This is a genomic window from Providencia sp. R33, assembly GCF_019343475.1.
In the GTDB taxonomy this organism is placed as follows: Bacteria; Pseudomonadota; Gammaproteobacteria; order Enterobacterales; family Enterobacteriaceae; genus Providencia.
In genome coordinates, this window is the sequence record NZ_CP072453.1 from 2,057,369 (window position 1) to 2,070,550 (window position 13,182).

Annotated in this window: 15 protein-coding genes; 12 read left to right on the plus strand and 3 right to left on the minus strand. The window is 42.5% G+C overall.

The annotated features are described in order from the left end of the window. The 12 genes from J6836_RS09750 to J6836_RS09805 all read left to right on the plus strand — a co-directional run bounded on the left by J6836_RS09750 (position 1) and on the right by J6836_RS09805 (position 10,649). On the plus strand, positions 1 to 912 hold the full coding sequence (locus tag J6836_RS09750; RefSeq protein WP_219248878.1) for a baseplate assembly protein: 912 nt from the start codon (positions 1 to 3) through the stop codon (positions 910 to 912). Next, on the plus strand, positions 905 to 1,516 hold the full coding sequence (locus J6836_RS09755; RefSeq protein WP_219248879.1) for a phage tail protein I: 612 nt from the start codon (positions 905 to 907) through the stop codon (positions 1,514 to 1,516). The genes J6836_RS09750 and J6836_RS09755 overlap by 8 nt, the downstream gene beginning before the upstream one ends. Beyond that, complete coding sequence (locus tag J6836_RS09760; RefSeq protein WP_255586377.1) at positions 1,513 to 3,228, plus strand: phage tail-collar fiber domain-containing protein; 1,716 nt, start codon at positions 1,513 to 1,515, stop codon at positions 3,226 to 3,228. The genes J6836_RS09755 and J6836_RS09760 overlap by 4 nt, the downstream gene beginning before the upstream one ends. Continuing rightward, the gene (locus J6836_RS09765; protein ID WP_219248880.1) at positions 3,228 to 3,848 is read left to right on the plus strand and encodes a tail fiber assembly protein; all 621 of its coding nucleotides are present in this window, start codon (positions 3,228 to 3,230) and stop codon (positions 3,846 to 3,848) included. Before J6836_RS09760 ends, J6836_RS09765 begins: the two co-directional genes overlap by 1 nt. A 124-nt stretch (positions 3,849 to 3,972) precedes the next feature. After that, positions 3,973 to 5,145, plus strand: coding sequence for a phage tail sheath protein (locus tag J6836_RS09770; RefSeq protein ID WP_219248881.1), 1,173 nt, complete (start codon positions 3,973 to 3,975; stop codon positions 5,143 to 5,145). A gap of 2 nt (positions 5,146 to 5,147) precedes the next feature. Then, on the plus strand, positions 5,148 to 5,663 hold the full coding sequence (locus tag J6836_RS09775) for a phage major tail tube protein (RefSeq protein WP_219248882.1): 516 nt from the start codon (positions 5,148 to 5,150) through the stop codon (positions 5,661 to 5,663). 9 nt (positions 5,664 to 5,672) lie between these two features. Continuing rightward, positions 5,673 to 5,981: a phage tail assembly protein gene (locus J6836_RS09780; RefSeq protein WP_219248883.1), complete on the plus strand. Its 309-nt coding sequence runs from the start codon at positions 5,673 to 5,675 to the stop codon at positions 5,979 to 5,981. A 14-nt stretch (positions 5,982 to 5,995) separates the two neighbouring features. After that, positions 5,996 to 6,115: a GpE family phage tail protein gene (locus J6836_RS09785; RefSeq protein WP_217008467.1), complete on the plus strand. Its 120-nt coding sequence runs from the start codon at positions 5,996 to 5,998 to the stop codon at positions 6,113 to 6,115. Continuing rightward, on the plus strand, positions 6,108 to 8,807 hold the full coding sequence (locus tag J6836_RS09790) for a phage tail tape measure protein (protein ID WP_219248884.1): 2,700 nt from the start codon (positions 6,108 to 6,110) through the stop codon (positions 8,805 to 8,807). Before J6836_RS09785 ends, J6836_RS09790 begins: the two co-directional genes overlap by 8 nt. Before the next feature lie 2 nt (positions 8,808 to 8,809). Next, the gene (locus J6836_RS09795) at positions 8,810 to 9,256 is read left to right on the plus strand and encodes a phage tail protein (protein WP_219248885.1); all 447 of its coding nucleotides are present in this window, start codon (positions 8,810 to 8,812) and stop codon (positions 9,254 to 9,256) included. Next, positions 9,253 to 10,359 (plus strand): phage late control D family protein, encoded by a 1,107-nt coding sequence (locus tag J6836_RS09800; protein ID WP_219248886.1) that lies wholly within the window; start codon positions 9,253 to 9,255, stop codon positions 10,357 to 10,359. Before J6836_RS09795 ends, J6836_RS09800 begins: the two co-directional genes overlap by 4 nt. Positions 10,360 to 10,430: 71 nt before the next feature. Continuing rightward, positions 10,431 to 10,649 (plus strand): ogr/Delta-like zinc finger family protein, encoded by a 219-nt coding sequence (locus J6836_RS09805; protein ID WP_219248887.1) that lies wholly within the window; start codon positions 10,431 to 10,433, stop codon positions 10,647 to 10,649. Positions 10,650 to 10,763: 114 nt separating this feature from the next. On the opposite strand, the gene J6836_RS09810 is transcribed toward J6836_RS09805, so the two are convergent. The 3 genes from J6836_RS09810 to J6836_RS09820 are packed head-to-tail and all read right to left on the minus strand — an operon-like array spanning position 10,764 to position 12,853. After that, positions 10,764 to 11,645: a DUF4435 domain-containing protein gene (locus J6836_RS09810; RefSeq protein WP_219248888.1), complete on the minus strand. Its 882-nt coding sequence runs from the start codon at positions 11,643 to 11,645 to the stop codon at positions 10,764 to 10,766. 1 nt (position 11,646) lies between these two features. After that, positions 11,647 to 11,952 (minus strand): AAA family ATPase, encoded by a 306-nt coding sequence (locus J6836_RS09815; protein WP_219248889.1) that lies wholly within the window; start codon positions 11,950 to 11,952, stop codon positions 11,647 to 11,649. Positions 11,953 to 12,004: 52 nt separating this feature from the next. Then, positions 12,005 to 12,853: a hypothetical protein gene (locus J6836_RS09820; protein ID WP_219248890.1), complete on the minus strand. Its 849-nt coding sequence runs from the start codon at positions 12,851 to 12,853 to the stop codon at positions 12,005 to 12,007. Positions 12,854 to 13,182: the final 329 nt, after the last annotated feature.

Consider the following 13,182-nt stretch of genomic DNA (forward strand, 5'->3'; position numbering starts at 1 on the left):
ATGGCAGCCAGTATTGATTTAAGTTTGTTACCCGCCCCCGATGTTGTCGAACTATTAGATTTTGAGGCGCTATTTGCCAAGCGCAAAACCGCGTTAATCGCTGCAATGCCAGAAGAGCAACGGGAAGTTATCGCCCGTACATTAGAATTAGAATCTGATCCGCTAACCAAGTTGTTGCAAGAAAACTGTTACCGTGAACTGATTTTACGTCAGCGCGTCAATGAAGCCGCTCGCGCAAGTATGGTGGCCTTTGCTACGGGTGCCGACCTTGACCAGCTCGCCGCCAATAATGACGTGAAACGCCTGATGTTATCAGCGGGCGATGAAAACGCTATTCCACCGATTGCGCCAGTGTATGAGTCTGATGCCAATTTACGCTTGCGTATCCCTGCAGCTTTTGAGGCATTAAGCGTTGCGGGTCCTATTGGCAGTTATGAATATCATGCCCGTTCTGCCGATGGTCGGGTTTCTGACGCTTCTGTCATTAGCCCATTACCTGCTCACGTCACGGTTACCGTTTTATCCCGCGAGGGGAACGGCAGTGCGCCAGCGGATTTAATCGAAAAAGTGAATATTGCATTAAACGATGAGGATGTTAGGCCTGTTGCTGACCGCGTGACCGTGCAATCAGCAACTATCGTTAACTATGAAATCGACGCGATGATCTACTGCTATCCCTCGCCAGAATACGAACCCATTATGGCGGAGGCAGAGGAACAAGTGAAACGCTATGCGACACAGCAACACCGCTTAGGCCGTGACATTGTGCTTAGTGCTATTTATGCCGCATTGCATGTTCAGGGTGTGCAACGTGTCGAGCTAAAAAAGCCCACCGCAGATATCAAGCTAGATAAAACACAGGCAAGCTTCTGCACACAAATCAATGTGGCATTAGGGGGCTCAGATGAATAATCGTTTATTGCCTGTGGGTTCGTCCCCGTTCGAGCTTGCAGCCGCTGAATCACTAGCACAGATTGAGCGCGTCCCCATACCCATTCGTAAACTTTGGAATCCTGATTTATGCCCTGTGCACTTACTACCGTATTTGGCGTGGGCGTTCAGTGTTGACCGATGGGATAAAGACTGGACGGAAAAAGCCAAGCGTGATGCCGTTAAAGCCGCGATGTTTATTCATAAACACAAAGGCACGATCGGCGCATTGCGCCGTGTTGTTGAGCCATTGGGCTATTTAATCCGAGTGATTGAGTGGTGGAAAACCAATGAAACCGCGGGCACGTTTCGCCTTGATATTGGCGTACTTGAAACGGGTATCACTGAAGAAATGTATCAAGAGTTAGAAGCGTTAATTTTTGATGCGAAGCCTGCAAGCCGTCATTTAGTTGGGCTCACTATTCAACTTGAAACCCGAGGTGAATTTTATTGCGCGGCATCCAGTTACGCGGGTGATTCACTGACAGTTTATGCGTATACGCCGCCTTTGATTTCTGTTTCTGGCCTTGACGTTCAAGGCGTTGCAATTCACTTAATTGATGAAATGAGGATTAATCCACAATGAAATACTTTGCCTTACTCACAAAATTAGGTGAGAACTTATTAGCCCAAGCGACAGCGTTAGGCACAAAGCTTGAATTAACACATATGGCGGTTGGCGATGGTGGCGGGAGTTTACCGACGCCAGATACCAATCAAACTAAGCTGATTAAAGAACAGCGCCGAGCTGCCATTAATACGCTGTTTATTGATGAACAAAATAAAAATCAAATCATTGCAGAGCAAATTATCCCTGAAAAAGACGGCGGTTGGTGGATACGCGAGATTGGATTATTTGATAAAGCAGGTAATTTAATTGCGGTAGCAAACTGCCCCGAGACCTATAAACCTCAATTAGAGGAAGGTTCAGGCCGTACGCAATCTATCCGAATGGTATTAATTGTCAGTCACACTGAATCGGTCACGTTAAAAATTGACCCATCAGTTGTACTGGCAACCCGCGAGTATGTGAATACTGAAATTACCATTATTGATAAAAAGATTGATGCACTATCCGCGCAAACCAAGCTTGATTTAAATAAAAAATTCGATAAAGAGAATATTTCTGACGTTAAAGGCAACGATACAGCTAAAGTTCCTAGTTTACATTTGTTCACTGGCGAGATTGGCAAGCTACAGCCTAAAGGCGATTATGCCCCTACTGGATACAGTTATTCTAAAACTGAATCAGACGGTAGATATCAACCCAAAGCGGAATATGCAACAAGCCAAGCTTTGAGTGATGGACTCAGTAAGAAGTTTGATAAAACAGGTGGAGATATCACAGGGCAAGTTAATGTAAGTTCAGCTGTCATCGCATCACAAATTGCAGCGAAAACAATAAATAACAGCGCTGTTCAATTAAATCCGATTGATTCAGGCCCTCGTATTGAACATAGAAAAAATGGGGGAACATGGTTTACACACACCCTTCCAGATGCAACAGGGACACTTTTACAACAAGGTGACTTCGGTCTCGGTTCTGGATATGGGAAGCCAATTCCAGACGCTGATTATGACAACATTGCACTATCAGGATTTTATGGTGGAACTGGCGCTAATGGAGCTAACTTACCACCGGGACAAATTCGATATGGCGGCGCCATAGCAGCGTTTAGATACGCAAACGAAGGCTTTATCATCACGGCACATAGAGATGATATTGCTGTGCGTGTTAAAACCGCAGAAACGGGATGGGGAGATTTCTTCCGTTTCTATACTGAGAAGAACACGCAAACAGACCATAACGGTAATGTAAAAATCAAGGGTTATCTTGAGCGACAAGATTATCTTGTCGGTGCCCCGATACCATGGCCTCAATCAACAGCGCCCGCTGGTTATTTAGTCTGTAACGGTCAGTCGTTTAATAAAACAACGTATCCACTTCTAGCAAAAGCATACCCAACAGGGGTTTTGCCTGACCTCCGAGGCGAGTTTATTCGCGGTGTCGACTACGGGCGCGGCGTCGATGCAAACCGAGTCGTATTATCAGCACAGGGGGATGCAATTCGAAATATCACAGGTGAGTTTGCTAATAATGGTAACACTATGTCCGATGACTCATATTCGGCAGGTGTTGGCGCATTCGCTAAAAAACGGTCATCTAATGTACGTTCTAATAGAGAAGTCGACTTTGTTGGTTGTACTTATTCTTTCGATGCTTCCCGCGTCGTTCCTACAGCGAACGAAAATCGATCACGCAACATTGCATTTTTATATATTGTGAGAGCAGCATAATGAAAAACTATAAATTAGAGATTGAACAAGCCGAAATCGGTATTAATGGATTAGCAACAAAAGCGGGTTGGATTAAAGTCTATATCGCAGACCCACAAACGCGTGAGTATTTAAGCGCAGGCATGGAAAATATTTATTTTGATGTGAGTGTGTCGGCAGGCGCTTATGTTGACGCGCCAGAATTACCAACAAAAGCAGGTTTTGCGGTTGTACGCAGTGAAGATGGTGCTAAGTGGGAAATTGTCACAGATAACAGAGGAAAAACAGCCTACCACTCGGAAAATCGTCAACCACTGGAAATTGATTTTATTGGTGAATTGCCAGCAAATTTAACGTTGTTAGAGCCTAAAACTGAATTTGATAAGTGGAATGGCAAAAAATGGGTGACGGATACCGAAGCACAAAAAGCGGCATTGGTTACACAAGCAGAGCAGGAAAAGGCGCAGCGATTAGATGAAGCGAATAGCACTATCACATATTTACAAGATGCGATTGAAGTCGGTCTTGATGATGACGATTACCAAGCAAAATTGAAAGCTTGGAAAAGATACCGTGTTTATCTCAATCGTGTTGATACTTCCCTCGCCCCTGACATTGATTGGCCTGTAAAACCCGAATAAGATTAATCTATTCTGAGCCCCAATCAATGGGGCTTTGTTCTATCCCCCACACAACGCCCATTCCGTGCATTTGCATTAACCCCAACCCAAAATTAAGCCATTGCAAAATAGAGGACGCTAAGTAATGGCTCAAGATTATCACCACGGCGTGCGAGTGATTGAACTCAATGAAGGCACGCGACCTATTCGCACCATCAACACTGCCATTGTCGGAATGGTGTGTACTGCCGATGATGCAGACGAAAAAGCCTTTCCACTCAATACCCCCGTTTTAATTACTGATGTTAAAAATGCCGCGGGTAAAGCGGGCGAAACAGGCACGCTGGCTCGCTCATTAGATGCCATTGGCAACCAATCAAAACCTGTCACAGTCATTGTTCGTGTTGAGCAAGGCGAAAGCGAAGCAGAAACCACGTCGAATATCATTGGTGGCACCACGCCTGATGGACGCAAAACAGGCTTGCAGGCATTAACTGTGGCGCAAAGCCGCTTAGGTGTTGAACCTCGCATTTTAGCCGTGCCCGCTCACGATACACAGGCCGTTTCCTCAACGCTTGCGGGTATCGCGCAAAAAATGCGCGCCATGGCCTATGTCAGCGCTTATGGCAGTAAAACCATTTCCGATGCGATTGATTACCGTAAAAACTTCAGTCAGCGCGAATTAATGTTAATTTGGCCTGAATTTCAAAGCTGGGACACCGTCGCGAACGCAGAGAGTAATACCTACGCCACCGCATGCGCCTTGGGCTTACGTGCCAAAATTGATAATGACATCGGCTGGCACAAAACCCTATCAAACGTTGGTGTTAATGGTGTTACGGGCATTTCTGCCGATGTGTCATGGGATTTACAAGACCCCGCCACCGATGCTGGCCTGCTCAACGAAAACGACATTACCACGCTAATTCGCAATAACGGCTTCAAGTTTTGGGGCTCCCGTACTTGCTCAGATGATCCGTTATTTGCCTTTGAGTCCTACACCCGCACCGCGCAGGTGTTATCCGACACCATCGCCGAGGGGCTCGACTGGTCAATTGACGGTGCGCTCAATCCCTCACTGGCTCGCGATATTATTGAAAGTATCAATGCAAAACTGCGCAGCATGACAACGCAGGGTTATTTATTGGGCGGTGAATGTTGGTTCGACCCTGACGTGAACACCAAAGAAGAGCTGAAAAGCGGCAAGTTATACATTGATTATGACTATACGGCAGTGCCACCAATGGAAAATCTGCTATTACGCCAGCGTATTACAGACCGCTATTTATTAGATTTTGGCTCAAAAATTAAGGGATAACCATGGCCTTACCACGCAAGCTTAAAAACATGAATTTATTCAACGACGGGCAAAGTTACTTAGGCCGTGTCGAAGAAATGACACTCCCAAAAATCACCCGTAAATTCGAAGAATATCGCGGGGGCGGCATGAATGGTGCCGTTAAAGTGGATATGGGGTTGGAGGCGGATGCGCTTTCATCGGAAATTACTTTTGGTGGACTAGAAGCGCAGCTCTATAAGCAATGGGGCGTTACGCAAATTGACGGCGTGATGTTGCGTTTTAATGGCGCGTATCAACGTGAAGATACTGCAGAAGTAACTGCCGTTGAGGTGGTACTGCGTGGTCGATTCAGTGAAATTGATTCAGGTAATGGCAAAGCGGGCGAAAATACCCAAGTCAAAACCCCCTTTAATGCCACCTATTACAAACTTATTTGGGATGGTGAAACGCTTATTGAAATTGATTTACTCAATATGATTGAAAACGTTGACGGTATTGACCGTCTAGCCGAACAACGCGCCGCATTAGGGTTATAGGAAAAGTAAATGACTGAACCAGTAGAAAAAAATCAAATCACTATCACATTAGATGAGCCTATCACGCGAGGAACAACCACCGTAACAGAGGTTGTGGTGCGCAAGCCCAATTCAGGTGCGTTACGCGGCGTTCGCTTAGCGGCGCTGATGGAAATGGATGTGGACTCTGCAATCTTAGTGTTACCACGTGTCACCGCGCCAGCGCTGACCAAAGCCGAATTACTGATGATGGCACCCGCTGACATGGTCAATTTAACCAAAGAGTTAGTGCTTTTTTTGTTGCCGAAGTCGGTGACTATGGATTTCCAGAACGACTAACTGTGAATGATTTAGTGGCAGATATTGCCACTATTTTTCACTGGTCACCGACTGTCACAGATGAATTTTCCCTAACCGAATTATTAGAATGGCGTTATCACGCCCTTAAACGTAGCGGTGCAGAAGATGAGTAAAGATTTGCGTTTACAGGTAATTTTAAGCGCCGTTGATAAATTCACAAAGCCGTTTAAGAGCGCCCAAGCCTCGAATAAAAAACTGGCGGAAACTCTCCGCCAATCTCGCCAGCAACTTAAAGAGCTGAATAACCAAGCCAAGCAAGTTGATGGGTTTAAGAAAACTAAACAATCCCTTGATGCAGCCAATAACGCCTACCAACAAGCAACAGCAAAAGTAAGCCAGCTTGCGCGTGAATTATCCACCATTCAGAACCCAACAAAAGCCCAGTCACGGGAGCTTGACCGCGCAAAAGCTGCCGCTGCGAAACTCAAAGCCGAAACGGGCGTGCTGAGTACCTCATTGCAGTGCCAACGGGAAGCGTTAAAAGGCAGTGGGATTTCAACGCGCCAGTTAAGCCAAGCCCAAGTAAAATTAAATAGCGACATTGCCAGCACCAGTCGGCGATTGCAGCAGCAAGAGCAGCAACTAAAACGGGTTGCCAGCCAAGAAAAACGCATGTCGGCAGCAAAAAACAGCTATCAAAACACCATGGGCATGCGCAATAAAATAGCGGGTAGCGGCGCGGGTATGCTCGCTTCAGGCGTGGGCTTAGGCTATGCCGCTAAAAAAGTATTAGTACCAGGCTATGACTTTGAAATCGGCATGTCGAAAGTACAGGCATTAACTCGCCTTGATAGAGATTCAGCCGACTATAAAATGCTGAGAGAGCAAGCGCGCGAATTAGGGGCAACCACGGCGTTTACGTCCAATGAAGTTGCCCAAGGCCAAGCATTCTATGCCATGGCAGGGTTTAAACCTGAGCAAATTAAAAATGCCATGTCGGGGACATTATCCATGTCACTGGCGGGTGATATCGACTTAGCCACTACGGCAGATATCGGCTCAAATATTCTGACGGGATTTAAGCTGAATTCTAACGAGATGAACCGCGTGAGTGATGCCCTTGTTGCTACCTTTACCCGTTCAAACGTCAACCTTACGATGCTTGGTGATACCATGAAATACGTGGCACCCGTGGCGTCAGGCCTTGGTGTTGATTTAGAAACCGCCGCCGTTGCTGCAGGTAAATTGGGTGATGCAGGTATTCAAGGTAGCATGGCAGGTACAGGGTTGCGCTCTATTCTTGGCCGATTAGCGGAGCCGCCAAAAATGGCAGGTGAAGCCCTTGATAAGCTAAAAATCAAAACCCGTGACGCAAAAGGTAACTTGCGCCAATTTACTGACATACTCACCGAATTAGACAAGAAAACTAAAAAAATGGGAACGGCTGAGCGTGCGGGATTGTTCAAGCACATTGCAGGCGAAGAGGCTTTTTCTGCCCTCTCAGTATTAGTTGACCAAGCGGGAAGCGGTCAATTGCAAGCCATGATTGCCGAAATCAAGGCAGCCAAAGGGGAAACGGCAAAAGTCGCTAAAACCATGACGGATAACCTTGACGGTGATTTAAAAAACTTAACCTCTGCCTATGAAGATGTGGGGATACAGGTTTTCGGTGGTGCGGATAGCCCGTTGCGAGATATCACCAAGCGCGTGACAGATTTGATTTCAAAATTTGGTCAATGGGCGAAGAAAAACCCTGAACTGGTTAAACAAATTACCTTAATCACGTTAGGTTTAGGTGCCGTGTTAGCCGTTGGTGGGAGTATTTCACTCATGATTGCGGCGTTAATAGGGCCACTTGCCATGGCGAAATTAAGCCTGTCTGTTTTGGGTATCAAGGGGAGCAGATTTCTTGCCTTACTAATTAAGCCGATTAAGTTAATTGGGGTGGCATTTATGATGCTAGGCCGTGCGCTATTAGCTAACCCGATTATCTTAATTATTACCGCCATTGCTGGCGCGGCTTACCTAATTTATAAATATTGGGATGATATTGTTCCTTACGCGAAAGGGCTGTGGAATTTAGTTACGACCATTTTTAAAGATGCATTTGAGGCGATAAAATCACTCATTTTAAATTGGACGCCAGCTGGGTGGATTTATAAACATTGGGATAGCATTGTGTCTATTACCATCCGTATGTGTTCGCTCGTCAAGAAAACCATTTCGGATAAATGGGATCAGATTGTTGCTGATGTACAAGCGCTGCCCGAACGTTTCAAACAAATCGGCGGCGAGATTATCGATAGCCTAAAAAACGGTATTCTTGAAAAATGGGACGCACTGAAAGCACAATTTGCCGAGCTTAAGCAAATGGCCACGAATATTTTGCCAGACTGGATGCTTTCAGATGAAACCAAGGCGGTTCGTGCCATGTCACAAGTCACCGTCATTCAAGCAGGCATGAAGAATGCGGGCATGTTCGACAGCGGCGGGTTTATTCCCCGTGGTCAATTTGGCATTGCGGGGGAATATGGCCCTGAAATTGTCAATGGGCCTGCACATATTACCAGTCGAAAAAGCACTGCCGCCCTTGCAGCCGCCGCGCTGACTTTCGGCTCAATGAATGCCATTGCTAAGCCTACCCACCCTTATGCATTGCCAGCCAGAGAATATCAGTCCGCCCCTGTCACCGTTAATCAGAATAGTCATAGGACAAATGCGGCGTCAGTGACTATTAATGTTTACCCATTACCTAACCAGTCAGCAAACGATATTGCCCGTGAAGTAGCCAAGCAATTAGCGCAAAACCAACGGCGAGAGCAAGCAAGGCAATTAAGCCGCTACCAAGACAGTGAGGACGATTAATTATGGCAATGGCAGCGCTGGGCTTGTTCGTTTTTCAGCTCAATACAACCCCCTACCAAATGATGCAGATTAACCAAAAATACCGTTATGGGGTGAATAACCGTGTTGGGAAGCGCCCCGCGGTTCAATTTATTGGCCTTGATAACGACGATATCACCCTCAGTGGCACCTTATTGCCATCACTGACAGGCGGTAGGTTATCATTGCTCGTACTAGAGCAAATGGCAGAAACAGGCCGCGCATGGTCGCTGATTGATGGAACGGGAAATATTTACGGTATGTATGTGATTGAAGAAATCACTCAGTCAAAAAGTGAGTTTTTTGTTGATGGAGCCCCCAGAAAAATTGATTTCACCTTAAAGCTTAAACGCACGGATGAGTCACTGTCTGAAATGCTTGGGGATTTAAATCAACAATTAAATGATATTCGCGGGGCTCTGCCACTATGAGTTTTTTAACCAAAGATGAGCTAACCCCCGCTTTCGCCCTTGCGGCAGGTGGTGAAAATATTAATGCTCAGATTCAAGGGCGTTTAATGTCATTAACCATGACGGACAATCGCGGCTTTGAAGCTGATCAGTTAGATATTGAATTGGACGACAGCGACGGACAACTCGCCTTACCCAAGCGAGGCGAAACCCTGTCATTACACCTTGGCTGGAAAAATTCACCGTTGATTTACAAGGGCACATTTACCGTTGATGAGGTTGAGCATAGCGGCGTGCCTGATAAACTCACTATTCGTGGGCGCAGTGCGGATTTTCGGGACACCTTAAACGTTAAGCGCGAGCAGTCCTATCATCAAAAAACACTTGGCGATATTGTGCGAACGTTGGCAGAGCGAAACAAGCTGAAGCCTGTCATTGATGAAAAATTAGATAAAATCAAGCTTCCCCATATTGACCAAACCAACGAATCGGACGGTTCATTTTTAACGCGAGTGGCGAAACCCGAGGGGGCAATCGTCGCGGTTAAAAATGGAAATTTACTGTTTATGAAGCAAGGTCAAGGCTTAACCGCCAGTGGTCAGCCCATTCAGGCCATGCACATTACCCGTTCAGTGGGAGACGGACACCGCTTTTCACTGGCAGACCGCGGCGCATACACTGGCGTTGTGGCTAATTGGCTAAACACCCGCGAGCCCAAAAAGAAAAAAGAAGTCACAGTAAAGCGAAAACGAAAAAGCAAAAAGCCTACTAAACCTGCAAAGCCGACAGAACCTAAAGAAAAACAAGGGGAATATTTAGCAGGTGAACAAGGGAATGTCTTAACGCTATCCCACACTTACGCCACGAAAGAGAACGCCGCTAGGGCAGCGAAAGCCCAATGGGAAAAAATCCAACGTGGTGTGGCTTCATTTTCAATTCAACTGGCAGTAGGCCGCGCAGAGCTTTACCCTGAAATGCCGATCACAGTCAGTGGGTTTAAGCCTGAAATTGACAATGCAGATTGGACATTAACGCGAATAGTCCATTCATTGAATGATAGTGGCTTTACTTCAGCTTTGGAGTTAGAGGTAAAAATTTCGGATTTGGATATCGCTGATGAATAATTTTTTAGACTGTATAGATATACATGATATAATTTACGTAACATCAACATCATGACAAAGGATACATAATCATGATGAATTGTCCCGAATGCGGTCAAGCTGCACACACACGAAGTTCCTACCAAGTTTCATCCGAAACCAAAGAGCGTTATAACCAGTGCCAGAATATTAACTGTGGCTGCACATTTGTCAGTCACGAGTCAGTGACCAAAATTGTTGTTAAACCCACACATATTAATGTTGTTGAACCGCATCCTAATAAGTTTCAGCAAAAATTATTACATATCTAAAAAATGGTTTTAGATTGTTATACAATATATCATACCGTGATTTAATTATTTTCAATCTTGGTACAAAAAAGCCACTAATGTATGTAGTGGCTTCTATCAGAGCAGCGTGAGAATTTAGGTACCAATATCATGTTGAGTAAGAACTTTTCTTAATGCACCATACAGACTACTTTCTGAAAATCTCATACCTGTACAAGTTAGTCTAAGATCACTTTCTATTTTAACCCTATTTAAATTTTTATCCCTCGAAAAATCCTGCTTATAGCATAAAGATAATATTTCACAAAAGTCATGACCATTACATATATGGTGCCTATCATAATCACTTTCTTTCAATATCAAATATTTATTTAAAACATCCTCCCTAGAATATCTCCCCCTATCAAACCTTGAACTTTTTTGTATTAAACCATCAATTAAACAATCGATATCTAATGTTACGTTAACACCATGAGCAACAATATAGTTATTATGAACTAATGCTTTAAAATTTAAATTAAAGCTTTCATTTTCATTAGCAAGCTTTAGTAAACCTATATCATAAGCAATATTAAATATATTTTCTTTTAATGTATCTGCATCATTAGGAGTCAGCTCATCAAATATAGTATATTCTGTATAAATATCATCAAATACGCCTAATGTCAGTAGTGTTACTTCTAAGTCATGAAAATCTGTAAATAGAATTATATTTCTATCGTAATTATTTATATTCCCTGTTATATAATCAAAATCAGCATCGCAAATCCCATAAATATTCTCATGTTCCAAAGAACGAATCTCATTAACTGCATTTATGACTTCAGGCTTTCCTGCATCAGGAGAATCAATTAATATTTTATCGCTATAGCTTTTAAATATTTTATAAAAAAAACGCCGATCACTATCCCCTTCAACAAGTAAAACTATTTTACTTTCAATTGATGAGTGATTAAACATGAGCCTATTTCTATCTACCCATGATAGTTCACTACTTTCTTGGCGTAATGAACGCATATTATTTATTCCTTGACTTATTTAGCTCATACAAATCTAAGCTTCTATCCCAATTCCCATTAATCACTGTTGGAGAATGGGTAGCTATAACAGCTTGTGGAATACCATTAACCTTCATGATACGCTCTAAGTTGTTCAGAACTTCTTTCTGCCAAGCTATGTGTAATGAAATCTCTGGCTCATCTACCAATAGAACTGAGTTTTTACTTGTTAGAAAAATCAAATTATATAGCATGATTATTTGGTTTTGTTCTCCAGAGGAAAGACTATTTAATTCAATATTTTTCTCTGTATCTATATCATTCAAGCAAAATCCAAATTCTTTATGGACAACAACTTTTTTAAAGGCTAGCTCTTTACTATTTAAGAACCTCAAGAATAAATTTATTTTTTTTCGTCAAATCTTCGAATGCCGAATACTTATTTAAACTATCATATAAATATAACTCTAAGACATGTGCATTTTCTTGCTTTCTTGATGACTCCATACCATGCGTATCAAATCCAGTATTAACTGAATTATCAAGAAATCCAAACTTTATATAATCATGCCTAATTAGCTTTAAACCTTTCAAGCGTTCTTCTATCATTGCATAGCTAGGCCTAATTTGATAGTCAAATAATCTAATTGGAAAAGTAGCATCTAACTCTTGAGATATCCTATTATAATCCTCAATAGCTGAGTTGATTTTTTCTTTCAAGTCTTTAGCTAAAGAAATTAATGTTATTTCATTTTTTTTATCAACATAAACTTGAATTCTTTGATCCTTTATAAATAAAACAGAATAATCCATCAAATATTCTTTTAGCTTCTCAGTTACAGAATCTCTTGAGTTAGATATTGATTTCATCTCATTCCAATGTATTTCCATTCGTGAAATAATTGAACTTCTTGATATCTCAATATCTTTAGGATTTCTTTCGAATATCAATGTTTCTTTAGTAGACCCTTTTTCTATTTCTATGTGTAAATCTTCACATTTCTTTAACGTTAAGCTAAGATAATCAAATGATATACTAAATTCATCAAAAGTAAGTTTTTCGAAAAAATTCAAATTCAAATTAAGAAGGTTACTTATTGACTTAAGTATAATCGTTTTTCCATAACCATTGGGTCCAGTTAATATGTTTATTTCAAAGTTAGAAAAATCCAAATCATAATTTAACTTATCAAATAGCCCTAGAAATCGCACATTTTTAATTTTCATTTTGGAACTCTATTAAGTAAATTTATCATAACTATAATGACCTAAATATCCTAAAAGTTTATGCAGTGAACGACGCTTCTCTCGTTGTTAATTTTCAATTTCCTCTTAGCGCATAAAAGAGGCAAAGTTAGATTGAGTATATCAACAGAAAAAACAACACTGATAAATAATATTAATATATAATATATTTCGTTTCATGTGTCACTATATATTTATGGTCATGTGTCACGAATATGCATACCGGTAATTTAAATCATATCTAATTCTGTATAAATTTTTCACTGCTTAATATGATACTTAGTTGAAACTTCATTCATGCTATATTGTTC